The 25,485-nt window shown below is 52.3% G+C and carries 22 protein-coding genes; 9 read left to right on the top strand and 13 right to left on the bottom strand.

Features of this window, described 5'->3' with window-relative positions:
• Positions 1–53: 53 nt before the first annotated feature.
• Both FPL14_RS27285 and FPL14_RS27280 read left to right on the top strand, forming a co-directional pair.
• The gene (locus FPL14_RS27285; RefSeq protein ID WP_182300668.1) at positions 54–959 is read left to right on the top strand and encodes a LysR family transcriptional regulator; all 906 of its coding nucleotides are present in this window, start codon (positions 54–56) and stop codon (positions 957–959) included.
• 730 nt (positions 960–1,689) lie between these two features.
• Positions 1,690–3,047 (top strand): IS1182 family transposase gene (locus FPL14_RS27280; protein ID WP_182299310.1). Its coding sequence is split into 2 segments (ribosomal slippage): positions 1,690–2,260 and positions 2,260–3,047, totalling 1,359 coding nucleotides; the frame shifts between segments, so codons are not numbered across the junction.
• Between the two features lie 173 nt (positions 3,048–3,220).
• Here the strand turns inward: FPL14_RS27280 and FPL14_RS27275 are convergent.
• The gene (locus tag FPL14_RS27275) at positions 3,221–4,018 is read right to left on the bottom strand and encodes a carbon-nitrogen family hydrolase (protein ID WP_182300667.1); all 798 of its coding nucleotides are present in this window, start codon (positions 4,016–4,018) and stop codon (positions 3,221–3,223) included.
• A gap of 301 nt (positions 4,019–4,319) precedes the next feature.
• Here FPL14_RS27275 and FPL14_RS27270 point away from each other — a divergent pair, with 301 nt between their 5' ends.
• The 7 genes from FPL14_RS27270 (at position 4,320) to mtnB (ending at position 11,722) form a co-directional block, all read left to right on the top strand.
• A complete protein-coding gene (locus FPL14_RS27270) occupies positions 4,320–5,495 on the top strand; it encodes a pyridoxal phosphate-dependent aminotransferase (RefSeq protein WP_182300666.1) in 1,176 nt (391 codons plus the stop codon).
• Between the two features lie 356 nt (positions 5,496–5,851).
• Complete coding sequence (gene proB, locus FPL14_RS27265; protein WP_182300665.1) at positions 5,852–6,979, top strand: glutamate 5-kinase; 1,128 nt, start codon at positions 5,852–5,854, stop codon at positions 6,977–6,979.
• A complete protein-coding gene (locus FPL14_RS27260) occupies positions 6,972–8,219 on the top strand; it encodes a glutamate-5-semialdehyde dehydrogenase (protein ID WP_182300664.1) in 1,248 nt (415 codons plus the stop codon). Before proB ends, FPL14_RS27260 begins: the two co-directional genes overlap by 8 nt.
• A 13-nt stretch (positions 8,220–8,232) precedes the next feature.
• Positions 8,233–9,105: a pyrroline-5-carboxylate reductase gene (proC, locus tag FPL14_RS27255; protein ID WP_182300663.1), complete on the top strand. Its 873-nt coding sequence runs from the start codon at positions 8,233–8,235 to the stop codon at positions 9,103–9,105.
• 54 nt (positions 9,106–9,159) lie between these two features.
• Positions 9,160–10,389, top strand: a complete 1,230-nt coding sequence (locus FPL14_RS27250) for a 2,3-diketo-5-methylthiopentyl-1-phosphate enolase (RefSeq protein ID WP_229263690.1) — start codon at positions 9,160–9,162, stop codon at positions 10,387–10,389.
• Positions 10,386–11,075 (top strand): 2-hydroxy-3-keto-5-methylthiopentenyl-1-phosphate phosphatase, encoded by a 690-nt coding sequence (locus FPL14_RS27245; protein ID WP_182300662.1) that lies wholly within the window; start codon positions 10,386–10,388, stop codon positions 11,073–11,075. Before FPL14_RS27250 ends, FPL14_RS27245 begins: the two co-directional genes overlap by 4 nt.
• Entirely contained in the window at positions 11,072–11,722 is a 651-nt protein-coding gene (gene mtnB / locus FPL14_RS27240) for a methylthioribulose 1-phosphate dehydratase (protein WP_182300661.1), read from the top strand. The genes FPL14_RS27245 and mtnB overlap by 4 nt, the downstream gene beginning before the upstream one ends.
• Before the next feature lie 102 nt (positions 11,723–11,824).
• On the opposite strand, the gene FPL14_RS27235 is transcribed toward mtnB, so the two are convergent.
• The 12 genes from FPL14_RS27235 to dinG form a co-directional block, all read right to left on the bottom strand.
• Positions 11,825–12,559 (bottom strand): DnaD domain-containing protein, encoded by a 735-nt coding sequence (locus FPL14_RS27235; RefSeq protein WP_182300660.1) that lies wholly within the window; start codon positions 12,557–12,559, stop codon positions 11,825–11,827.
• Between the two features lie 62 nt (positions 12,560–12,621).
• Complete coding sequence (locus tag FPL14_RS27230; protein ID WP_182300659.1) at positions 12,622–13,848, bottom strand: acetate kinase; 1,227 nt, start codon at positions 13,846–13,848, stop codon at positions 12,622–12,624.
• A complete protein-coding gene (locus tag FPL14_RS27225) occupies positions 13,845–14,717 on the bottom strand; it encodes a 3-hydroxyacyl-CoA dehydrogenase family protein (protein WP_182300658.1) in 873 nt (290 codons plus the stop codon). Before FPL14_RS27225 ends, FPL14_RS27230 begins: the two co-directional genes overlap by 4 nt.
• A 135-nt stretch (positions 14,718–14,852) precedes the next feature.
• Entirely contained in the window at positions 14,853–16,064 is a 1,212-nt protein-coding gene (locus FPL14_RS27220) for a hypothetical protein (RefSeq protein WP_182300657.1), read from the bottom strand.
• The gene (locus tag FPL14_RS27215; RefSeq protein ID WP_229263689.1) at positions 16,064–16,612 is read right to left on the bottom strand and encodes an RNA polymerase sigma factor; all 549 of its coding nucleotides are present in this window, start codon (positions 16,610–16,612) and stop codon (positions 16,064–16,066) included. The genes FPL14_RS27220 and FPL14_RS27215 overlap by 1 nt, the downstream gene beginning before the upstream one ends.
• A 244-nt stretch (positions 16,613–16,856) precedes the next feature.
• A complete protein-coding gene (locus tag FPL14_RS27210) occupies positions 16,857–18,347 on the bottom strand; it encodes an AAA family ATPase (protein WP_182304188.1) in 1,491 nt (496 codons plus the stop codon).
• Between the two features lies 1 nt (position 18,348).
• Complete coding sequence (locus tag FPL14_RS27205) at positions 18,349–18,894, bottom strand: hypothetical protein (protein ID WP_182300656.1); 546 nt, start codon at positions 18,892–18,894, stop codon at positions 18,349–18,351.
• Positions 18,895–19,170: 276 nt separating this feature from the next.
• Positions 19,171–20,007: a DUF4362 domain-containing protein gene (locus FPL14_RS27200; protein WP_182300655.1), complete on the bottom strand. Its 837-nt coding sequence runs from the start codon at positions 20,005–20,007 to the stop codon at positions 19,171–19,173.
• A 104-nt stretch (positions 20,008–20,111) separates the two neighbouring features.
• Positions 20,112–20,633 (bottom strand): cell wall elongation regulator TseB-like domain-containing protein, encoded by a 522-nt coding sequence (locus tag FPL14_RS27195; protein ID WP_182300654.1) that lies wholly within the window; start codon positions 20,631–20,633, stop codon positions 20,112–20,114.
• Positions 20,630–21,934, bottom strand: coding sequence for an amidohydrolase (locus tag FPL14_RS27190; protein WP_182300653.1), 1,305 nt, complete (start codon positions 21,932–21,934; stop codon positions 20,630–20,632). The genes FPL14_RS27195 and FPL14_RS27190 overlap by 4 nt, the downstream gene beginning before the upstream one ends.
• Positions 21,931–22,587 (bottom strand): redox-sensing transcriptional repressor Rex, encoded by a 657-nt coding sequence (locus FPL14_RS27185; protein WP_182300652.1) that lies wholly within the window; start codon positions 22,585–22,587, stop codon positions 21,931–21,933. Before FPL14_RS27185 ends, FPL14_RS27190 begins: the two co-directional genes overlap by 4 nt.
• Positions 22,574–25,471: an ATP-dependent DNA helicase DinG gene (gene dinG / locus FPL14_RS27180; RefSeq protein ID WP_182300651.1), complete on the bottom strand. Its 2,898-nt coding sequence runs from the start codon at positions 25,469–25,471 to the stop codon at positions 22,574–22,576. The genes FPL14_RS27185 and dinG overlap by 14 nt, the downstream gene beginning before the upstream one ends.
• Positions 25,472–25,485: the final 14 nt, after the last annotated feature.

The raw sequence follows: 25,485 nt of genomic DNA, 5'->3' as shown, positions 1-25,485 counted from the left end.
GATATAATATCTATAAGGTTAATAGTTCCAGTCTATGAAGAGGAGTTGCTTAAATGGAATTTCGCCAGCTGCTCTACACGATACAGATCGCGGCCGAGAAAAACTTCTCGCGCGCGGCCGAGAAGCTGCATATTGCCCAGCCATCTCTAAGCCAGCAACTATCCAAGTTAGAGAAAGAATTGGGCGTCCTCTTGTTCAAAAGAAGCACGAATTCCGTCGAGTTGACCTACGCGGGCTCCGTGTTCGTGGACAAAGCGCAGCAAATCGTCGACATGGCCGACCAGCTTCGCAGGGAAATGGAAGATATCGCCGACATGCGCAAAGGGCGTTTGGTCGTGGGCAGCTTGCCGATGACCGGCTCCCATATTCTGCCGCACGTCCTTCCCGTTTTCCGCGAGGCGTACCCGAATATCGAGATCGTGCTGATCGAAGAATCGACGAAACGGCTAGAGCAACTGACCGCTAGCGGCGGAACCGACGTCAGCCTGCTGTCGTTGCCGCTTATTGAGCCATCCTTAGCTTACATCCCGATTCTCGAAGAAGGAATCTGCCTCGCCGTCCCGCCGGACCATCCGCTTAGCGAGCCGGAGTACAAGGATACGGTCATCCCGGTATCGATGCTGCGCGACGAGCCTTTCGTCCTCTTGAAAAAAGGCCAGGGCTTCCGGGCGATCGCGCATGATCTGTGCCAATCCGCCGGATTTGATCCGCGCGTTGTCTTCGAAAGCGGAAATATCGAAACGGTTCAGTCGCTAGTCGCCGCCGGCATGGGAATCGCCTTCCTTCCCAAAATGGTTACTCGTCACGACTGGCAAGGCCGGGCTCCCGTCTACTTGCAGTTGGAAGGAAAACCGACCCGTACGCTTGTCATCGCCTACCGCAAAGGAAGATATTTGTCCAATGCGGCCGAGGCGTTCATCGCGACTTTCCGCGATACGTTGGAGAAAATCAGTAAATAGCGGGAGTAGCGGTAGCGTAGATACTGCGGTTCAGGTACGGGGGAGTACAGTGGTGGGGATGTTAGTTTAGGCAGAATAGCGCCGGCTAGCGGTACAATTGGCGGTGGATCTGTTAGTCTGGGCAGCTTAGTACCGTGACGCTGTACTATTGGCGATGGATTTGTTAGTTTCGGCAGTTTAGTACCGTGACGCGGTACTATTGGCGGTGGATTTGTTAGTTTGGGCGGAATTGTGCCGTCTAGCGGTACTATTTGTGGTCATTACTCTTGTTTCAAAAGAATAGTATCGCCTCGTGGAGTTACTGGTTGATTCATTTGGGACAACACCTTCAATTTTCATCCAAACAACGGTACTCAGCACCGTTATTCGGACTCTTTCACACAATTCCAGCCAAATAGCGGTGCTCAGCACCGTTATTCAGACTCTTTCACGCAATTCCAGCCAAATAGCGGTGCTCAGCACCGTTATTCAGACTCTTTCACACAATTCCAGCCAATTAACGGCACTCAGCACCGTTATTCCGACTCTCTCACACTATTCCAGCCAAATAACGGCACTCAGCACCATTATTCCGGCTCTCTGCCCTTCCTCAAACAAAATAGCGGTGCTCAGCACCGCTATCAGGCTGTCGAGAAAGTCTCGACAGCTTTTATTATGTCTAAATAGTTTAATACGACACCGCGTTAATTTGGTATAATAGATTTAACTATACCGAACGGATGGTGTTTCCATGCTTCGTTCTAATCGCGATAAACAACAGAACTATGAATTTGTTTCCATCGAAGATCTTGTTCCCGCCGATCACATGCTTCGAAAGATCGATAAATATATCGACTTCTCTTTCATCGATGATAAGGTACGCCCACTTTATTGCGAAGACAATGGTCGTCCCGCTGTTGATCCGGTCGTACTCTTTAAGATGATTTTTCTGGGCTACTTCTATGGCATTCGGTCCGAACGGCAGTTGGAGCGAGAAATCCAGACTAATCTTGCTTATCGCTGGTTCCTCGGCCTCGGATTGACTGACCGCGTGCCGGATCATACGACGATTAGCTGGAATAGAAGAACACGGTTTAAGGATACAACTGTATTTCAAGATATCTTTGATGAAATCGTCTTACAAGCGATCTCACACCGGATGGTCGGCGGAAGAGTCCTTATTTCCGACTCGACTCACATCAAGTCCAGCGCCAATAAACATAAGTACACCAAAGAACAAGTGCAGCAAAATACGAAGGCGTATGTGGACGAGCTGAACGCCGCTGTTGAAGCTGATCGGAAGGCGCATGGAAAAAAGCCCTGAAACCTAGAGAGGAGGTGAACGAAGACAAGGAAGTGAAGGTTAGTACCACCGATCCCGATAGCGGGTATATGGTTCGCGACGGCAAGCCGGAAGGCTTCTTTTATCTGGACCACCGCACGGTTGATATGAAGTACAATCTCATTACCGATGTCTTTGTCACGCCAGGTAACGTACATGATTCGATGCCCTATCTCGAACGATTGGACCGTCAACGCGAAAGATTCGGTTTTCAGGTAGAAGCAGTAGCATTGGATTCAGGTTACCTCACAGCACCGATCTGTAAGGGGTTGGACACGCGGAAAATCTTTGGCGTTATTGCTCACCGCAGATTCCATCCTACACAAGGCCTGTACCACAAACATGAATTTAAGTATGATGCCGAGCGAGATCTTTATATTTGTCCGCAAAAGCAGGAGTTACCGTACAAAACGACAGACCGACATGGTTACCGACACTATGCTTCTGATCCGCAGCAATGCGCGTCATGTCCGATGTTAAACAAGTGTACCCGGTCACAGAACCGCCGAAAAGTCGTGACTCGGCACGTGTGGGAAGAGAGCAAAGAGCGCGTGCGACTTAACCGACTGAGCAAGTCGGGCAAGAAGCTATACCGCAAACGAAAAGAAACGATTGAGCGAAGCTTTGCGGACGCCAAAGAGCTCCACGGGTTTCGCTATTGCCGTTTGCGAGGACTGCGAAATGTGACCGAGCAAGCGCTTATGACTGCTGCTGTACAGAATATGAAGAAGATTGCCCTCCATCTGGACAGGAGGGAAATGGGGTAATAATCTCCCCAGATCCCCCTTCTTCCAGGCACCTAAATAAAAAAAGAAACCCAATGTCTAAAAAGACGTGGGTTTCTCGACGATCTGATAGCGGTGCTCAGCACCGCTATTCCAACACTAACTATTACTCATTCCCGAATACCGATTCCGATTATCGTTCACAGATAGCCCCATTACTCATAGATAGACGGCCTGCGATCGGCGAAAACGGGGATCCGGCCGCGTACTTCGTCAACGAGCTCAAGGTCGACTTCCGCCGTTAGAATCGTCTCTTCTTCCGAAGCTTCCGCGATCACTTCTCCCCAAGGATCGATGACCATCGAATGCCCGAAGAAGTTCGCGCCTCCGCTCTCTCCGACCGTGTTGCAGGACACAACGTACATTTGATTTTCGATCGCGCGCGCCTGCAGAAGCGTTCTCCAATGGTGCAAGCGAGGATGAGGCCATTCCGCCGGCACGAACAAAATTTTGGCACCGCCGAGCGCAAGCTTGCGGGCAAGCTCAGGGAAACGAATGTCGTAGCAGATCATCGCGGCCGCCGAAGTTCCTTCCAGTTCAAAATTTCCCGGCGCGTCGCCCGCTTCCAAATGCAAATGTTCGTTCATGAGCTGGAAAAGGTGGATTTTGCTATACTCCGCAATGATCCCGCCGTTTCGATCGAATACGTGAATAGTGTTCGTCACCGCATCCCCTCGCAATTGGGCGATGGAACCCGCTAGCACGTTTACGTTATGTTTTCGGCAAAACTCCGAAATTACGGCTTTCGTACGGGATCCGTCAGGATCCGCTAGCGCGACGATTTCCGTTAACGCGTATCCGGTGTTCCACATCTCGGGAAGGATAATCAGATCCGGCTTCGGTTCGAATGTCGCCGCCGCCTCTAACTTCGCTTCCATTTTCGCAAAGTTGGCATCCGGGTTTCCGGCTTCTATATTCATTTGAATAAGCGCTAATCTCAACGGGGTTGTCATGGCCGATCACTCCTACGATCCAGTAGTCTATCTTTCGACGCAATCCAATAATAACGAATGACGTCTCTCTATTGTTATCCATCGTACTTCATTCCGCTCATAACGGCAATATCACTCATACCATTCACAATTCCTACCCCTTAACCCCGAATATTTGCAAAATGACCGCTTCATCCGTTGCCGTGCGGGTTTCATTGTGCTACATTCATCCTATCCTATTTTGTAAGATGGTTCAGACAGTCAGCTTTAACCCGCCTTTCCGAACTCTCACTATATGCATGACGGAGCGTGACGATTCAGCATGGCCTTTCACATTACTCCCGCTAAGCGACTTCAGACGTTGCCCGAGCAATTTTTCGCCGCATTGGTCGCGAAAGCCAACGCACGCGCGGCAACCGGCCGCGACGTAATCAATCTCGGACAAGGGAATCCCGATCTTCCGACGCCCCCGGCGATCGTAGAACGTCTGAAAAACGCGGCGGAGAACCCCAAATATCATAAATATCCGCCTTTCCGCGGATTTCCTTTCCTTAAAGAAGCCGTCGCGAAGCGGTACAAGGAAGATTACGGCGTCGAGCTCAACCCGGAGACGGAGGTAGCCGTCCTCTTCGGAGGCAAATCCGGGCTTATCGAGATTAGCCAATGTTTGCTTAATCCGGGAGACGTATGTCTCATCCCCGATCCCGGATATCCCGATTATTGGTCGGGAGTAGCGCTCGCGGGAGCCGAGATGGCGTTCATGCCGCTGAAGGAAGAAAATGCGTTTCTGCCGGATTACTCGGCCCTGACCGCCGAAGAGCTCGATCGCGCCAAGCTGATGTTCCTTAATTATCCGAACAACCCGACGGCGGCGATCGCTACTCCCGAGTTTTACGAACAAACCGTAGCTTTCGCCAAGCAACGCGGAATTGTCGTGGCCAGCGACTTCGCTTACGGCACGATCGGGTTTGACGGCCAGCGGCCGATCAGTTTCTTGGAGACGCCCGGAGCCAAAGAAGTCGGAGTCGAATTTTATACGTTATCCAAAAGCTACAACATGGCCGGATGGCGCGTAGGCTTCGCCCTAGGAAACCCCGAAATCATCGAGCTGATCAACCTGATTCAAGACCATATGTATTGCAGCTTATTCGGAGGTATCCAAGAAGCGGCAGCGGAAGCGTTGTCAGGTTCGCAACAATCGGTTCGCGATTTAGTCGCGACTTATGAAAGCAGACGCAACGCTCTGTACGGGGCGCTCGAAGAGATCGGATGGAAAGCAACGAAGCCGGCCGGTTCCTTCTTCTGCTGGCTTCCGGTACCGGAAGGACATACCTCGATGTCGTTCGCCGATCTTTTGCTAGAACAAGCGGATGTCGTCGTCGCGCCGGGTTCCGGATTCGGGACGAACGGAGAAGGTTACGTCCGTTTGGGCTTATTGACTACGGAAGACCGCTTGCGCGAAGTCGCCGCGAGAATCGGCAAATTGGGGCTGTTCTAAACGTGCCGGATTAACCCTTCGTTCCTTTACAAGCCCTATCACGCATGGTATTCTTAAATTACTTTGGCGCCGAGAGGATCTCGACGCCTCCATATGAACGCATTGACGGGAAACGAAACGGAATCGGACACGTCCAGAGAGTAAATTTCCAGGCTGAGAGAATTTACCTTGTCCCCCGCTTCCCCCATCCCCGAGCGGACGGTGACGAGCCGTACAGTCCCTGCTGTTATCAGGATCTTGAGAGGACGGATGCCTCTGTTAACAGGCGCCGTCAATGAAGGTGGTACCGCGGAAGTCAAACTCCCGTCCTTTATTTGGACGGGGGTTTTTTTATGGTTTGATAAGGGGTTGAACTTATGGGTAAACGTATCGTAGTCAAAATCGGAAGCAGCTCTCTCACCTCCGAAGAAGGCGGTCTGAACCGGGAGCAGGTGCGTTTTTTCGCGGATGAACTCGCTTCGCTGCATTCGTCCGGGCACCAAGTGCTGCTTGTCACTTCGGGAGCGATCGCGGCCGGTTTTCGCCGCCTCGGATATGCGGCCAGACCTAAGCTCGTTCACGAGAAACAAGCGGCGGCGGCAGTTGGCCAAGCGTTATTAATGCAAGCTTATCAAGAAGCGCTTAACTCCAGCGGAATAACCGCGGCGCAAATTCTGCTTACCCGTCCGGATTTCAGCAACCGTAGCCGGGCCCAGAACGCGACAAGGACGATCGACGAGTTGCTCAAGCAACAGGCGATCCCCATCATTAACGAGAACGACACCGTCGCGGTCGACGAAATCAAATTCGGCGAGAACGACTCTCTATCCGCGTTAGTCGCCAATCTCGTCAAGGCTGACGGGCTTTATATTCTAACCGATATGGACGGCGTCTACACGGGCGATCCGCGCAAGGTGCCCGATGCGGTTCGGATCGAACGGGTCGAAGTTCTGTCCGACGAATTGTATCGAATCGCCGGCGGCGCCGGGTCGTCCGTCGGAACCGGCGGCATGCGCTCCAAAATAGACGCGGCGAGCATCGCCATGCAAGGCGGCGTTCCTCTCTTCGTCGGTCGCGTAGCCGAACCGGGCGACCTTCGGGCGGCCGTGGACGGAACGGGCAAAGGCACCTATTTCGCCTCTTCGCTGCATTCCATGTCCGCCAAGAAGCATTGGGTCGGATTCCTATCCGTTCCCCAAGGCAGGATCATCGTCGATGCCGGCGCGGAGGAAGCCTTGCTCAACAAAGGACGCAGCTTGCTGCCCGCCGGCATTCTATCCGTTAACGGAGAATTCCATCCCGGCGAAGTCGTCGAAGTCGTTAACTCGGAGGGCCGGATTCTCGGCCGGGGAGTTACCCACTATGCAGCTTGGCAAATTACGGCCGTAGCCGGAATGTCCAGCGAAGAAGCGCTGAAACGCATCGACGTTTCGCGAATAGAAGTCATTCACCGAGATGAATGGGTGACGACAGCGATCATTAAGGAGGTTACTTCCCATGAGTGAAGTGAGAACGAAATCCAGCGCGGCCAAGCAAGCCGCCACGGTACTCAATAGACTAACGACGGCAGAGAAAAACGAAGCTTTGCTGTTCATGGCGGAAGCGCTAATCGACAAACAAGATCAAATCTTGGCCGCCAATGCAGAAGACTTGGAACGCGGACGGGAACAAGGCACCTCCTCTTCCCTGCTGGATAGGCTTAAGCTGACTCCCGCCCGACTTAAAGATATTTCAGACGCGGTTAAACAGATCGTGGAATTACCGGATCCGGTCGGGGAAGTATTGGATACCGATACCCGTCCTAACGGCTTGTATATCGAGAAAAGACGCGTGCCGCTTGGCGTCATCGGGATGATTTATGAGGCTCGGCCTAACGTCACCGTAGACGCGGCGTCGCTCTGCCTCAAAACCGGCAATGCCGTCGTGCTTCGCGGAGGGTCGGCTGCGCTGTCGTCCAATCGGGCTATCATTTCCGTTTTGCGGGAAGCTTTATCGCAGTCTTCCATTCCTGCGGATGCGTTGCAACTGATCGAGGATTCCAACCGCAGCTCCGTCGACGAGATGCTTAAGCTCAACGGATTATTGGACGTTATCATTCCCAGGGGCGGCGCTTCCCTCATTCAGAACGTCGTTCAGAACGCGACGGTACCCGTCATCGAGACTGGCGCCGGCATCTGTCACACTTTCGTCGACGAAAGCGGCGATTACGGAATGGCGGAGTCTATCGCGGTCAATGCCAAAGCCCAGCGCCCTTCCGTGTGCAATTCGATGGAAACGTTATTGCTTCACGAGAATTTCGCTCGTAAGCATTTGAACGCCTTGGCGGAGAAGTTCCGCGGCATCGACGTCGAGCTCAGAGGCTGCGACGCCGCCCGCGATCTTGTCCCATGGATCAATTCGGCGAACGACGAGAACTACGCCACGGAATATAACGATTACATCTTGAACATTAAAGTTGTAAAAGATTTAGACGAGGCATTGAATCATATTCGGCGGTTCGGTACGCAGCATTCGGAATGTATCGTTACGGCCGACGCGACCAACGCGGAGCGCTTCCTGCAGGAAGTCGATGCCGCGGCTGTCTATCACAACGCCTCCACCCGTTTCACCGACGGATTCGAATTCGGTTTCGGCGCGGAAATCGGCATCAGCACGCAGAAGCTGCATGCACGCGGTCCTATGGGACTTCCTGCGCTAACTTCAACCAAATACCGGGTAACTGGCTCGGGTCAAATCAGATCTTAGGAGTGAACTGCGCATGTCGGATTCAAACACCTCTTCGCTAGGCAATCATACTCTTTGTTTCTATGGCGCCGGTTCCATGGCCGAGGCGATTTTGCGCGGTCTCGTAGAAGCGAAATTGGCCGATCCTAAGAACATTACCGTAATGAATCGCCAGAACGCCGATCGCCTTCTTCAGCTTCAACAACAGTACGGCGTCGTTCCGGCCACGACGGACGAGCTCAAAAATTCGGCATTGAACAATGCCGACGTAGTCCTGCTCGGGATGAAGCCTAAAGATGCGGCTAACGCCATCAAAACATTAAAGCCGCTGCTGCGTCCGGATCAGCTTATCGTTTCGGTAATCGCGGGTTTATCTATCTCAACGATTCATCAGCTACTGGAACGCGAGCAACCCGTCGTACGCACGATGCCTAATACGTCCAGCACGATCGGCCTTGGCGCAACCGGAATCAGCTTCTCCGATTCCGTCAACGACGAACAACGGAATCTTGCTTTAACGATGTTTAACGCAGTCGGCTTGTCCGCCGTCGTTGAGGAGCCGTTAATCGAAGCCGTTAACGGCGTTTCCGGAAGCGGCCCTGCTTACGTTTATTATTTGATGGAAGCGATGATCGATGCCGGAGTGCAACTTGGCCTGACGCCGGAGGCAGCCAGGGAGCTTACCGTCCAAACCGTTCGCGGCGCCGCGGAAATGGTGTTCTCGACCGGCGAGAATCCCGGCGAGTTAAGACGCAAAGTCACTTCGCCTAACGGAACGACCCAAGCGGCCATCGAAACGTTAGACCGATTCGCTTTCCAAGAAGGCTTGAATAAAGCGATCGTTCGCTGCGCGGAAAGAGCTCGCGAGATGGGCGACGCCATTCGCGCCGAAGCTGTCAAAGATTAATGATCTCAATATCGGCCGTTCATAGCTCAACAACAGAAAGAAGGTAAGATCAGAGTGAGCAATTCTTATAGCAACGCCACATATCGTCTATATGACGACAAAGCCGATTTCCATAAGAAAGCGCAAGGCATCGCGGTCGGACTGACCGTCGGCAGCTGGACCGAGCTTCCCGAAGCGGCCAAGGAGCAAATGCAGAAGCATCTGGGACAGGTCGTGTCCGTAAATGCGCATGAACCGGAAGACGCTCAGCCCGGCGAGCGATACGCCGATATTACGATCGCTTATCCCAACGTTAACTTCAGCCGGGACATCCCTGCTTTCCTAGTAACAGCGTTCGGCAAGCTGTCCATGGACGGCAAGATCAAACTGATCGATATCGAACCTTCCGCCGATTTCCTGAGCGCCTTCCCGGGTCCGAAATTCGGCGTCCAAGGCGTTCGCGATTTGCTTGGCGTTCACGATCGCCCCCTCGTCATGAGTATTTTCAAATCCGTCATCGGGCACGACCTTGCCAACCTTCGCGAACAGTTTCTTCAACAGGCGCTCGGCGGAGTCGATCTCATCAAGGACGACGAAATCTTATTCGAGAACCCGCTGACTCCTCTGGAGAAACGGGTCGAGGCTTGTATTAGCGCCGCACGCGAAGCTGAGCTAACAACCGGACAAAAGCTGCTCTATTTCACGAATTTGACCGGTTCTACCTTCCAACTGAAAGACAATGCCAAGCGCGCGATCGCCGCGGGAGCGAACGGCTTGCTGTTCAACGTGCTCGCCTACGGGTTCGATGCTTTGGCGGAGCTCGCGGCGGACCCGGACATTAACGTGCCGATCGCAGCGCACCCGGCCATGGCAGGAGCATTCTATCCTTCCCGGCACCATGGCATATCGGCTCCTCTATTGCTTGGCAAGCTGATGAGAATAGCCGGAGCGGATCTTTCCTTGTTCCCTTCGCCATATGGCTCCGTCGTCATGCCTAAAGCGGAGAACTTAGCGGTAATGGAAGCCTTATTAACGCCTTCGCTGCCGCAGAAAACCGCATTCCCGGTACCTTCGGCCGGGATACATCCCGGTTTGGTCCCTCTCATCATGGGAGACTTCGGACCGGAAGTCGTCGTGAACGCCGGAGGCGGCGTGCACGGCCATCCAGGCGGTTCGGCTGCGGGCGGACGCGCATTCCGTCAAGCGGTAGATGCCGTATTGTCCGGTTCAACCCTAGAACAGTACGCTGTTCATCATGAAGAATTACGCGTTGCCATAGAACGCTGGGGGGTACGTACATCTTGAGCGACACGACACCACGGTTTCCTCGCCAACCCGTACTGTTTTGCGATTTTGACGGCACGATCACGCTAAGCGACAACATCGTCGCTGTCATGAAACATTTTAACCCGCCAGGCTGGGAAAATATCGTCAAAGACATATTGAGCGAGACCAAATCCATCCAACAAGGCGTCGGCGAAATGTTCCAACTGTTTCCTTCCTCGATGAAAGAGGAAGTGACGTCCTATATCCTCAATAACGCCGGTATTCGTGCCGGATTCCCGGAGTTGCTGGACTGGTGCAAACGAAACGACGTCCCTTTCTACGTCACGAGCGGCGGCATCGATTTTTTCATCTATCCGTTGCTTGAACCGTTCGGAATTCCGGCTGATCACATCTATTGCAACGGCAGCGACTTTAGCGGCGAAAACATTACGATTACTTGGCCGCACTCCTGCGACGAGGAATGCGATCACGGCGGTTGCGGCATGTGCAAGACGGCGGTGATTCGGCGTTTCCCGACCGACCGATATTACCGGATCTTAATCGGCGACAGCGTTACCGATTTCGCCGGCGCGAAGCTCGTCGATCTTGTGTACTCCCGTTCCCACTTAACGGACAAATGCCAAGAGCTCGGCCTTCCGCACATCCCGTTCGATACGTTCCACGACATCATCCGACACCTTGAACAAGGAGGCCGATCCGAATGAGTTTCGCGGCTATTACGACAGAAGAAAAACAACGGGTGATCGGCGAGCTTTCCGCCGTCAAAGCGGATTTCGCATCGCGCGGCTTCTTTCCGGGCACTAGCGGCAACCTTTCCATGAGAGTCGGCCCTTACTCGCCGGAACGGTTTTATTTCGCCGTAACGGCAAGCGGCAAAGATAAATCCAAATCGACTCCCGAGGATTTCATCTTCGTCGATCAGAACGGCAAACCTTGCGAATCGACTACGCTTAAGCCATCCGCGGAAACGGTCATTCATAACGAGATCTACCGGCTGACCGGTTGCGGCGCCATTTTCCACATCCATTCCGTCTTCAACAGCCTTGTATCGGAAATGTTCTGGGAGCGCCGTGCCGTCCCCGTAGAAGGCGTCGAGCTTATCAAAGGCTTGAATATCTGGGAAGAAGAAGCGGTCATCGACATTCCGATCCTGTCCAACTTCGCGGATGTTCCGCGGATCGTTCCGGAAATTTCGGAGCGCATGGTCGACCGGATTCCCGGCATTCTGTTGCGCAAGCATGGAATCTACGCTTGGGGACGCGACGCATTCGAAGCCAAACGGCATCTGGAAGCTTTCGAATTCCTTTTCGAATACGTGTATCGCTGGCAACTGCTGAAGTACGGCAAATAGTCGTTATATAGAATAAAACTCCGCCTCCTAACTTGTTCGTTACAAGTTCGGAAGCGGAGTTTTTCTGCTTTGTTAAGCGTTAATCGGCATATCCGACATCCCTTATCGCCCCGTGCGAAACTTCTGGGCGTGAAGACGGGCTTCCTCTACGTTCGTCACGCGATTGCGGCTCCACTCCAAAAGGATGCGGTCAATGTACCGAAAATGGAGCTTTCCGGCAAACACGGATTCTTTCAGCGCGAAACGAATAAGCTCGTCGGGATATTGATCCTGATCCAGCCAACCGTTCATGATTTCGTATTCCGTCGGCGTTAGCGGACGTCCGAACTCTTGCTCGAACAGTACGAAAAGATTGGAATTGCCCGTCTTGTTCGCGAACGGCGCAACGTTGGATGGCTCAGGCGGCTCGCGGCGTGCGGTTTCCCCCGTCCCCGTATCGTTCGGCGTTGCTACGTTCGAACCGTGAAGCGGAAGCTCGCCGTCGGCGAGCAGTTCGCCGATTTTGCGGAACAGCCCGGACAAATTGTACTTTTCGGACTGAACGCCCGACTGCGGGTCGAACACTTCGTCTATCGTCACCAAACCTTGCTTCATGAGCTTTTGCAGCGTTTGCCCGACAAGCGCGGGAGAACAACCAAGCCGCTCCTGAAGCTGTTCGATCGTCGGAAAATCATTCTGTTCGAGCTGGCGATAAGCGATCAGATGCAACAGCAGCATCCCCTCGGTATCGCTAAGCCTCAGAGCCCGATAAGTGCGCAACAGAGCGTAGGGGATGCTGACGGCACCATCCATATAAGCTTCGGCCATTCCCCTTGCCAATGCGTTACGGTCGTTCATAACCCGGATTCACTCCTTATGACACCATTACGGGTAAAGTCAATCTAACGTTCGAGAACCTCTTATGGAGATTCCGCTTCATCCGCCGGACGTTCAAGTACAAGCTGGTAAGTATCTCTAGCGATCAATAACTCCTCGTTCGTAGGGACGACCAAGACGCTTACTACGGAATCGTCCGTAGTAATCCTTCGAGGTTGCGACGATCTAACCGCGTTTCGTTGCTCTTCTAACCGTACGCCGAAGAACGTCAGCCCTTTGCACACTTCTTTGCGGAGCGCATCCGAATTTTCTCCAACGCCCGCCGTAAAAATGATCGCATCTACGCCATCCATCGCGGCGATATAGGCTCCGATATATTTGCGAATCCGGTAAGCGTACATCTCGAAAGCCAGCTTTGCTTTCTCGTTGCCTTCGTTCATGGACTCCACGATCTCGCGCATATCGCTGCTGATCCCCGAAATTGCGAGTAACCCGCTATGTTTATTCAGCATGGAATTCACTTCGTTCAGCGTGAGTTCTTCTTTGTTGATCGTGAACGGCACGACGGCCGGATCGAGATCGCCGCTTCGCGTCCCCATCATTAGCCCCTCAAGCGGAGTCATTCCCATGCTCGTGTCGAACGACTTTCCATTGAGAATAGCCGCACAGCTCGCTCCGTTGCCGATGTGGCACGTAATCAATTTTAACTCTTCAAGAGGACGCTCAAGGAATTCCGCCGCGCTTTTACTCACGTAATCATGCGACGTGCCATGAAAGCCGTATCTGCGGATCTTGTGTTTTCGGTATAACACGGTCGGAATCGCGTACATAAACGAGCTGGGCGGCATCGTCTGATGGAACGCCGTATCGAAGACGACGGCTTGCGGTACGTCGGGCAAGTTCGCTTCTACCGCGGCGATACCCATCATGTGAGCAGGATTGTGCAGCGGAGCCAGATCGAACAGCTTTCGTATTTCGAGCTTGACGTTCTGATCGACCAGAACGGAGCGGCTAAACGTCTCGCCTCCGTGCACGACCCGATGACCGACGGCTTGAATATCCTGAATGTTTCGCAGGACGCCGAACTTCTTGTGCGTCAGCATATCCAATACCTTCTTGATAGCGGTCGTATGGTCCAATATTTCGCTCACTTCCCGGACTTCCGGTTGGTGATCGACCTCGTGGGTCAAGATGGACGAATCCATTCCGATCCGCTCCACTCTTCCCTTGGCTAATACGTCCTCGGTCTTCATATTGTAGAGCTGGTATTTAAGCGAGGAACTCCCCGCGTTAATAACGAGTATATTCATAAGATTCGTTCACCATCCTTGTCGTACTTGAAGAAACCTATCCCGCTCTTGATGCCTAGTTGCCCCGCGCGAACTTTTTTCTTCAGCAGGAAAGACGGCCGATATTTCAGCTCCCCGTATTCGCGGAACATTCGATCCAGCGCGGCAAGAACGGAATCCAGCCCGAATCGGTCGGCCATCTCAAGCGGTCCTGCCTCGAAACGGTACCCCAATCTCATCGCATCGTCGATATCTTCCGTCGAAGCGACTCCTTCCTCCAACAGATGGAGCGCTTCGTTGATGAGCAGGCAGACCAGCCTCGTCGTAACGAACCCGGGGGATTCATATACCATGACGCCCTTTTTCTCAAGATTGTCGTCGATAAATTTTTTCGTTTTCGTGAACGTTTCGTCCGAAGTCTGCAACCCGCGAATAATTTCCACGACGTCTATCCGCAAAGCCGGATAGACGAAGTGCATACCGATAACGCGTTCCGGATATCGGCTTACGCCAGCCAACTCCGTTAAGCTTAATGTCGATGTGTTGCTGGCCAGCACGGTGTCGTTAGCCACGATTGCGTCCAACTCGCGAAACACTTCCTTCTTGCTTTCCAAGTCCTCGCTTATCGTCTCGATTACAAGCTCGCAATCCGCCAAAAACTGCAAGGAAGTTTCCATATGTATCCGATTTAACGTCAATTTTTTCTCAGCGGCCGTAATAGCCCAACGTTCCATCTGCCTATCCAGGCTTTGTTCCAGCATCTCCCTCGCTTGTTGAAGCTTCTCGGGCGTTTTCTCCACCAGATGAACGTCCAATCCTTTAACCGCAAGCATTTCCGCAATACTCTGTCCCATTGTTCCCGCGCCCACGACGCCAACGATTTTAAACATGAAGTATGTCCCTCCAGGCCAAGTAACACGGCGAATGCCGTTAAAATAAAGAATAAGATGAGAATCCCCCCTCCGCATTGAGAAAAATCACACTGCGGAAATCGATCGGGTACTCTCATCTTAACACAAACCGAGCTATTCTGCCGAAGCCTCGAACCATTTATCGAATAGTAGTTTCCAGCTCTCGACGTATTTTTCCTGGGTTGCCCATTGAACCATGACAACGGATTCATTGGCACGGAGCGACACCGTTACGGTCGAATCTTTCATTTCCTCCTCGGGTAATTGGTAAGGGATCAATTTGATGCTGCTATCGGTGACGATGACGGCGATATCTTCGTCTTGCGACGTATAGGCATCTATCGCTCTCGGCTCCAAACTCCGCACTTCATCCCAGCTCAACGCTAACGGGTCGTCTTTCACGATCGCCTTCGTTAATTGAACGGAAAGCGCGGGCCAGCTTTGGATGTCCCGAACGGTGGTCAAACCGTTATTACCCGCGGGTTGTTTGGCTACCCAGTTGCCGGCATCCCGAGCGATCACCCATTGATCGACATTCGGCGGCTCGGCGGCATTCGCGCCAAGAGCTTGGGCCAAGGTAAAATTGCCCGCCTTCAGCGCGTTCGCTTGATTGCCTCGCGCTTCCGGGGCAAGGTTGGAAACCTCATTAATCCAAACATCGCTTTGTTCAACAGGTACTCCGTCTTCATTTACGTTGCTGTTCTGAAGAACGGATACGAATTGGTTGCCCGCGTACAACAATTTCTCGTTCGTTCGGGCAAGAGTAGGTTCATTCGCGACTTTTATTTTCTCTTTCCTGACTCCCGATTTTAGAGCTTCCAGCGTTTCGTTTCCTTTGCCCTGCGCGTCCGGTACGGCATCGATTTTCCAGAAATTCGTCTTGTACGGCATCCATATTCCTTGGCCGCTTCTGATGAAAGTCAGCTTCTCCCGCTCTGGCGCGACCATGATCGTCCGATAGGAGCTGCTCGACATCCCGCTTTGATCCTTGTCGGCTCTTAATCCGATCACGACGGCGGAGTGAGGAATCGGATTGATCTCGCGATCGGGGGAAGCCTGCTGACTGGCAGAGGCTTGTTCCGTGGAAAGAGTCTCCTTGCTCGCATTGTCTCCCGTGAAGGTCTTCCAGCTCCATAAACCGATCACGACGGCTACGATCAACAAGAAAGACGTGCTGACGGCTCCCCAGCGAACGAGCAACGGCCTAATCGCTCTGCGATTCGGTTTATCCAGATTTTCGTTAATTCTCCGGCGCAATTCCTCGTCGAATCCATTGCGAATGAGCGGACCGCGCTTGAGCTGGTCGAATAAATCCTTATCTTCCACTAGCGCTTCGCCTCCCTCATCTTGGATAGTTTTTGCCGGGCATGGAACATTCGAGATTTCACGGTTCCTTCAGTTACGTCTAGCACTTGGGCGATCTCTTTCAAAGATAATTGATTATGGGCAAATAAGATGATCACTTCCCTATATTTCTTAGGCAGCTCCAGCACCATTCTCCACATGTCGTTCACGACGGAATTTTCCACGACGTCGTGTTCGACGGAATGGCGTTCTCCGTACTCCTCCACCACATCCGATAGCGTTACCCTGCGGAAAAACGACGATCTTTGGAAGTCGATGGCGGTGTTGCGCGTAATGGTCAATAACCAGGTCTTAACCGAGGCATCCCTGCGAAAAGCGTGCATGTTACGATACACTTTAATGAAAACCTCTTGCGTAATATCATCGGCCAAATCCCATTTACGCGTTATACTGTAGGCGTAGTTCCATACATCCTTCCCGTAGGCCGTCATCAATTCGTTGAGCAAGCCTTTATTGTCATCGCTCTCTACCATATATTTAAGGAAATCGAAATTTCGCTGGGAATCCAATGTTGTTGCCACCTCTATTTCATTAGACGATTCAAATAGGCACTAAGTTCAATGCTATCATATTTATTCTTAAATTTGTTGCCCACTATCTTTCGAAAACCTTAAGAAATCATAAAGTGGCTCCCTTCGCGCGCGGGAGTTCCTCCTATGTAATGAGGTCCGGCGTGAGGCGGAGCAAACCCAAAAAGGGATGAAGAAGGGTCCTCCCCTTCCCCACCCCTTTATCGGTTCCACCATCAGGCGATCAAGCAGCCTGCTCTTGCAAAATTTCGCGAAGCCGCTTGCCGGATAAGGTTTCCTCCCGGATAAGATGATCCAGCAATTGATCGAAAGTATGCTTATGCTTTCCGAGCAAAGCTCTGGTCCGATCCGTCAGATCGTTCAGGATTTTACCATTCTCCTCCGACCATTGCTCTTGCGTCAATGCTTGAGGATGAATGATGCCTAGTTCCGACATGCCTGATTCGATCATCGTTCTGACGATGTTCGTGGCCTGTTCGAAGTCGCCTCTAGAGCCCGTACTCCGTCCGCCGTAGAAAATTTCTTCCGCTACCGCTCCGCCCAAAGCGATCATGATCTGTTCTTCCAACACCGCCAGCGTGTACAGATAACGATCCTGCTGCGGGTGGTGCCGGACGTAACCGAGCGCTTGTCCGCGCGGAGTTAAAGAGACTTGAGCTACGCTTTCCGGACGAACGTTCTCTGCCACGATCGCATGGCCGAGCTCATGGATAGCTACTCTTTCCCGCTCTTCGCGAGTCGTTTCCCTGTCCATCCGTTCCCCCATCATCACTTTGTCGATCGCTTGCGATAGATGGGCCGCCTTAATCAAGTCGGATTCGTCCCTCATCGCGTAAATCGCGGCTTCGTTCATGACGCTCTCGAGTTGGGCGCCGGAAAATCCGAACGTCTCGTCCGCTACTTTGCCAAGCGAGGCTTCGTCCGACATCGGTTTATTGCGGGCATGAAGCTTCAGAATGTGCTCTCTCGCCGATTTGTCGGGCAAATCCACTTGAATATGCCGGTCGAACCGTCCCGGGCGCACCAACGCCGGGTCGAGCAGTTCTTTGCGGTTAGTCGCCGCGATAAGCAGCACCCGTACGTTCTCGTCCCCTTGTACACCATCCATTTCCGTTAACAATTGATTAAGCGTCTGATCGTACTCCCGCTGTTGACCTCCGTCCCTTTTGCCGCCGATTCCGTCAATTTCGTCTATAAAGATAATTGCGCTGTTACGCTTAAGTTTAACGGCCTGCTGGCGAGCCTCTTTGAACAAATCGCGGATTCGTCCCGCGCCGACGCCGACGTACATCTCTACGAATTCGCTGCCGGAAGCCGCGATGAACGCGGAATGGGTATATTGCGCCGCCGCCTTGGCAAGCAACGTTTTCCCCGTTCCCGGCGGTCCCGTCAACAGGATGCCCTTCAACGGCCGGATTCCGAGCTTCTGAATCTTGTCGCGATGTACGAGAAAATCCAAAGCTTCCGTTAACTCGCGTTTAGGTTGATCTTGGCCTCCGATATCGTCGAAGGTCAGAAATTCGGGCTTGCGGGCGATCGTTTTCTTCCCCGCCGTGCCCATCGCTAATCCCCCTCTGGTACGCGCGAACAGGAATATCGCCCCAAACATTAACAATCCCATGATCATAATAGCCGGAGGCATTCCGACGTACACTAGAAACACAAGCATAACGACGATGGCTCCGATAGCCATTTCTTTGCCGAAGGAACTCATTTTACGCATTTGGCCACGCTCCTAACGTCGCAGGTTGTCGAGGCAATACGATGAACTTCGCGGCATCTCCGTCCCGCATGGAAATATAAACGTTTTGATCGTCCATATCCGTCGTTACCGTCACGCCCGCGAATTGTTCCGACAGCTTAGCCATCGTATCTCGAATACCCGAGTATTTACGGTTCTCCATCGCTTCCGCCACGTCGAACAGCGCGTAGCTCCAAGCCTTATCCAGACGAGCGTTATCTTGCGATATAGCGGCCGTAGCGGCTAGCTCTAGCTGTTTGCTTCCGATCTCTCCCGCTCCGTCATTTTTGATTTTGCGGTAAACCTCGCCTAAGTCGGCGTCGGCGGCAAGCTTCACGTTTACTTTAACGTGTCCGTTAGACATCTCCACTTGAGCGGATTCAACGCCATCGATCGAATTCGCAACCCGATCTAGCGGTTGCTCGACTCCGTAATGACGGTACGTGAACCATCCGCCGAATAATATGGCGGCCGTAATCGCCGCTGTTATCGTTAAAGGTATGAGTTTCAATTTTTTCATTTCGCCGATCCCCCTATGATGTTCGTAATGGTGTGTCGATTGGGACTGGTCAGTATTGGTCAAACCGGCGACGCATGTTTCCGATCCGACTGCCGGGTACATATAAGAGTATATCAGGAATAGATAGACGAATCGTTAGACGATGGATGGAAAATAAACAAAAAAACGCCTGACGGCGATGGAAAGCAGGATGCGAACGGGCATTGGGAGGATTTTAGCCGCTGGGAACGGCTTAATGAGTTGGTTAATGCCGGCCGGCAAATTCGATCACGTCTATTAAGCCAAGCCTCTGTAATCCTTCCCTTTTTCTACGATGCTTCTAATAACGGTCATGATACCCGTCATCGATAGTCCGTCCTCGCTTAGATCGCATTCCGACCATTCGTATTCACGGCTACCGCCGTTGATTAACACCTTGAGATAATAGGATTCATGAGGTTCCTTGTCGCAAGCCGCGGATAATTCCTTATCGCCTAGATAATTCATCATGACCATTTTCCTATAGATGTTCTGTCGTTCTTCCGCACTCAGCTGAAAAGGTTCAAGGGTGGCGGTCTCTCCGTTATGAAGTTCCTTTACGAGTTTTCCTTCTACCGTATTGATTTCGTTCGATTGGTTCACTCCGTACTTCAAAATAAACTCGAAGCGGTCCTGCTTATGCACGTCGAAGGAAACGTTAAGAACTTCCCATTCCTTATTATCGCCTGTGCACCCTTTTAATACGTATCCTAGTCGCGTAGCGGATTCCGTTCGTTCCAACTCGCCGCAGGAATATTCGCTGACCCTGCCGCTGCCGAACTTGTCCTCCGTATTGTCATATCGGAATTGAATATGCCCGTCGGTCAACGTTAAATCATAAAAAATAGGATCTCCTTCGATCGTATAACGAACGATTCGGATCGAACCTTCTTCGCGCTTGCCGGCCAGTTGAACAAACTCATCCATTCGCTGAAGGTACTTAACATTGCCGTGAACGTCAATGACGTTGCCTTCCTCGGCGATCTCCATTTTATAGCCGGATAAGGTGCTCTCGTGAACCTGCTGAGAATTCCGATTACCGCAAGCGGTCGAAAATAGGACAAGAACGATAAGTAAAAGAACTATTCTACTCATTGCACACCTCCATGTTTATCGACGATGCAAACTTGCATAAAGTTCCATTGAGCAACAAAAAATCGCCGGTTCCCACTTACCTTCATGGGATACTCGGCGACTCTTTAACTCGATAATACGTAAGTCCTCAGCATATGGCCATCCTCGAAGGAGTAGAAATCGAGCGATTGATGTTGCTTCTCCTTCTCGCTCCAATACCGGATTTCCCATGCGGGCTGGCCCTTGAACCAACCGGGGATAATTCGAATGGGACTCCCGGAATGCTCCTGCGAGAACTTGGCGAGCATCTGTTCCTCGGACATGTTCTCACTTAATTTTTTCCGGACGAGTTCCTCTTGGCGTTCCCAGACCATCCACGTTTCGCCTTCGGAATCTTTACCGGTTACGACCCACACCGTCTCGTCCCACGTATGGGTTACAACGTCGGCGATCTCGCTAAGACCGCCCTGCTCTTTCGCGATGCGAATCGCTTGTTTCTCTCCCGCGCGATATTCCGAATCGGCTGAGCGTACGAACAAGACCAGCGATACGATAACGAATAGGATAAATCCCGTCAATATAACGATCCATCTTCCGAGCGAAAGGGACGGGGTTTTCCGTTGTCCTTCACTGCGGCTTAGATTCATCCGCGTAACCTCCGGAAACAGCGTTCCGCTTCGGCCAAAATCTTCTCTTCGTCTAAAGTCAGCAATTGGCCATCTTTCAATAGTTGTTTACCGTCTACCCATACGTGCGCGACATCCGAGCCTCTGGATGCATAAACCAAATGAGAAATATAATCCGTCTGCGGAACGAAATGAGGTTTTGCGATCGACAATGCGATGAAATCCGCTTTCATTCCCGCTTTCAATTGTCCGGTTACGCCGCCTAACCCGATGGATTGCGCGCCGTATACGGTTCCCATGCGCAGCGCTTCCGCGGCGGGAATTACCGTCGGATCTCCGGATACGCCTTTGTGAAGCAACGCGGCCATGGAAATCTCTTGGAACAGATCGAGATTGTTGTTGCTTGCCGCGCCATCCGTTCCTAATGAAACCGTTACGCCCGCTTTAAGCAATTCGGGTACTCTCGCGACACCGCTTGCCAGCTTCAAGTTGCTGACCGGGTTATGGGAAACGGCTACATTGCGTTCGGCCAGCAACGCGATTTCTTCGTCGGTCAAGTGCACCGCATGCGCCACTAGAGTCGGGCGGCTAAACATCCCCAGACGATCCAAATGTTCAACCGGACGATATCCGTAATCTCTAACGTTTTGCTCCACTTCCGCGAGAGTCTCGGACATATGCGTATGCATAGGCAAATCTAGCTCGTGAGCGGCTTCTACGAACTTCAAAATATAATCCGGCGGGCACGTGTAAGGAGCATGCGGCGAAATCATGACGTTGATGCGGCCGTCCGCTGCACCGTGCCAATCTTTGGCGAATTGAACCGCATCTGCCAGCTTAGCCTTCTGCACGTCTTCCGGACATAAGCCGATGACTCCCCTCGTTAAGCTAGCACGCTGCCCGGATTGCTCGACGACCTCTGCCACGCGATGCATATGATCGTACATATCGACGAAAGTCGTCGTTCCGCTCTTGATCATCTCGGCGGCAGCCAAAGCCGAACCCCAATAGACATCGTCTCCCGTGAACTTGGCTTCCGTCGGCCACATATGATTTTGCAGCCAATCCTGCAGAACCATATCGTCCGCCAAACCGCGCAGCAGGGACATCGCGGCATGACCGTGCGTATTGACTAATCCCGGCATGAACAATAGCCCGTTGCCATCCATGATTTCCGTAGCCGACTGTACTTCCCGATCGGGAGCTTCGCCTTTCCCAAGACCGGCGATTAAATGGCCTTCGATCGCCATCCAGCCTTTGAATTGCGGCAATTGCTCATCCATAGTTACGAAGATTCCATTTTTGATTAACATACGAGTCATTGGGTTTCGTCCCCTTCTTTAGATCCATTTATATTGTCCATGTAGTAAGCAAGGCTGAGAAGCTCCGCGGTAAAATCGGCATTATGAATTCTTACTCCCGGAGTCGCCTTAAGCACGACCGGGGCGAAATTCAATATCCCGCGAATGCCCGCGGCCACGAATTGATCCGCGACGTTTTGGGCTTCCGCGGCAGGTACGGTAATAATGCCGACGGAAATGTCCAATCTTTTGACGGAATCCGAAAGTTCTTGCATCGGTTGTACGGTCAATCGGTTAATAAGAGTCCCTTTTTTGCTCGTATCCGCATCGAACACGGCAACGATCTTCATGTTGTCTTTAATATACATGTTGTAATTGCACAATGCGCGGCCCAAATTACCGGTACCGACCAAAGCGACGTTCATCGTCTTGTCCAATTTGAGAATTTGACGAATTTTTTCGATCAAATAATCCACATTATAACCGACGCCCTTGCGGCCGAACTCGCCGAAGTACGCAAGATCTTTGCGAATTTGCGCTGGGTTAAGATCCAGCTTCTCTCCTAACTCTTGGGAGGAAACGGTCTGGATGTTGCTCAGGCTTAACTCGTTCAGAAAACGTAAATAAATCGGTAGCCTTCTCACGACTGCTTCGGAAATTTTAATGGGTTTCATGCGTCTCTCCCTCTTCTTGAGCGGCAACGGGCTTTAACCAGGAATCGATTCTTGCGGACATCGCCGCAGTCGGTAGGTGTTCCATTTTGGGACCGGGTAAGGAATACAAAAAATATTTACCGTAATTCGTGTCAATGACTCTGGTGTCGTATATGATTACGATTCCGCGATCGGTCGCCGTTCGCACGAGCCGACCGAAGCCTTGTTTAAACCGGATAACCGCTTGAGGGAGCGAGAGCTTCATGAACGGGTTTTTGTTCTCCGACAGCAATTTCTCCGACTTCGCTTCGGCAACCGGATGATTCGGCGGTTGGAAGGGAAGTCGTACGATCACAAGGCATGTCAGCGCGTCTCCCGGAAGGTCGATTCCCTCCCAGAAGCTGCTCGTCCCGAGCAAGACGGACGAGGGCTGTTTTACGAATTGCTGGGTTAATCTGCTGCGGCTGCCTCCGTCCATTCCTTGGCCCAACACTTGAATGCCGCTATCCACAAGCCGTTCTTTGAGCGGCCCGTAGACGGTCTTGAGCATTCGGTGAGAGGTGAACAGAACGAGCATCCGACCGCCGACGGTCTTGGCCGTTTCCTGCAAAGAATCGATTAACGCGTTCAAGAATACCGTTTCGCCGTCTCTGCCTTTTATGCCGGGAAAATCTCTAGGAATCAGCACGAGCGCTTGATCCCTATATCGGAACGGAGATGGCAGCATCGCGGTTTTGAGCCGTCCGCCTTTGTCCGCTTCGTCAAGGCCGAGCTGTTCCGTCACGTAACGGAACGATTTGTCGATCGTTAACGTAGCCGAGGTCATTATAACGCTAGCTTTGCGCTCGAACACGCCTTCCCTGAGAAGTTCGCTTACGTCCGCAGGCACTCCGTAGATCCAAACCGATCTCCCCCGGTATTGCGAATGCCCTTCTACCCAATAGACGAACTCCGGCTTGCCTAACGTCACGAACGATTGCGTATCCGCCCTTACGTTCGCCAAATCTTTCACTACGCCGCTTAAATCGGTCAGCATCCCTTGCAGGCTGAGCTCGTCCGCCTCTTCCCGAATCTCCGCCGTTAATTTCTCCAGAGGCCGAATGAGATCCGATAAGAGCTGGATGACGTTGTTGCCATCAACGGATAAGCTATCCCAAGATTCGGGCAAATCGTTCGGCTTAAGCCTCAAAGTGAGATTACCCGTTTCATCGGCGGCCGCGTTGGCGGCTAGCAGTTGATACAACGCCTCCATCCATCGTTCCCATGCTTCCCGGATCTCCTGAACCGTAGGAACGAGAACGTCCAGCTTCTCCGCCCACGCGCTCGAATGACCGGTTCCCATGGCCGCAACCGAGCCGATGAGCTGAGGGAGCAATCCCGTTCTCGCGTCCTTCCAGATTCGCTGCAGGGGGACTGCCAGAGAGGAATGTCCCGTCTTCTGTCCGAGATGGTGGCTGGCCACCTCTTCAAGATGGTGGGCTTCGTCTACGACCAATCGGTCGTAGGAGGGCAGAAGTCTATGCTCCGCGCGCAAATCCGTAAACAATAGAGCGTGGTTCGTAATAATCAAATCCGATTTGCCCGCTTCTTGCCGCGCGCGATGATAGAAGCATCTTCTGAACCAAGGGCAGGCACGGTTCAGACAGGATGCCGCGTCGCTGGAAACCGCATCCCATTCGTCTTTATTGCGTCCCCCGACGTTCAGCTCTTCGGATTCGCCTCTAGTCGTTTCCCCAAGCCATACCGTCATGCCTCCGCGAGTAACCGCTTCTTCCCTGCTCATGGCATATTCGGGAATTTGCTGCCGGTTCTCGAACTTCCTCAAGCAGAGGTAGTTGCTTCGCCCTTTGAACACGGAAGCGCGAAAAGGAACCGGTATCGCATTGTGCAGCAAGGGCAAGTCGCGTTCCCGCAACTGCTCTTGCAGCTGAATCGTGTGCGTGCTTACGACGACCTTTTTGTTTTCCTTCAAACCGTAATAGAGAGAAGGAAGTAAGTATCCTAACGATTTGCCTGTTCCGGTACCGGCTTCTACTAACAGATGCGAATCGTCTCGCAGTGCGCCGAATACTTGCTGAAACATGATGTCCTGCCCTTCCCTTGTTTCATAAGCAGGAAACATCGTCTTCAAATTGTCTTGAACCGCCGTTAAGTAATGCTCGAAATCCATATCTTTAAGCAGTTCCGACGCTTCGCTCTCTACATCGGGGCTGTTCATCGCCGACTCTTCTCCCCAATCCCCCACGTTCATGGCGAATTGGCGGAAATGGTGAATTCCGTCCTCCGATAGCATCGGTTGCGTCTCCCGCCACGACAATGCATCCGCGATAAGCCAGCCTAGATCGTTACGATCGGGATCAAACATAGCGCTTAACCTTTGCAAGGTGAAAAGGGGAAGTTTGCGAAGCTTATTCAAGCATAGTAGAAACAACTCGGCTGTCGCAAGAGCGTCGCTATCCGCCTGATGGGGACGCTCATGCTCGATGTTCAGGGATTGGGTAAGCGAAGTCAAAGAGAACGAAGGCAGCGTCGGATAGAGCAGTTTGGCCAGCTCCACCGTATCCAGCATTCTGCCCGTGAACGGTAAATAGCCGCACTTGTCTAAGGCAGCCTGGAGGAAATGCGCATCGAATTCTATGTTATGGCCGACAAGTATAACATTCTGCAACATAGGGACAATATCGTTTAGCACATCTTCAAGCTCCGGCGATTCCTTAACGTCATCGTCTCGTATCCCGGTCAGGCGCGTGATTTCCGCGGGAACCGGTTTGCTCGGCCGCACAAAGCTTGCATACGTGGAACAAACGGCACCCGCTTCGTCGATAAGCGCGAGTCCCGTTTGTATGATTTCATCTTTATCGGACGACATGCCCGTTGTTTCAAAATCGAGCACGGCAAATTTCATTCCCGACTTCCTTT

It is taken from the genome of Cohnella cholangitidis (assembly GCF_014107495.1).
Lineage (GTDB): Bacteria > Bacillota > Bacilli > Paenibacillales > Paenibacillaceae > Cohnella > Cohnella cholangitidis.
This window is presented reverse-complemented; position numbering and strand designations above follow the sequence as displayed.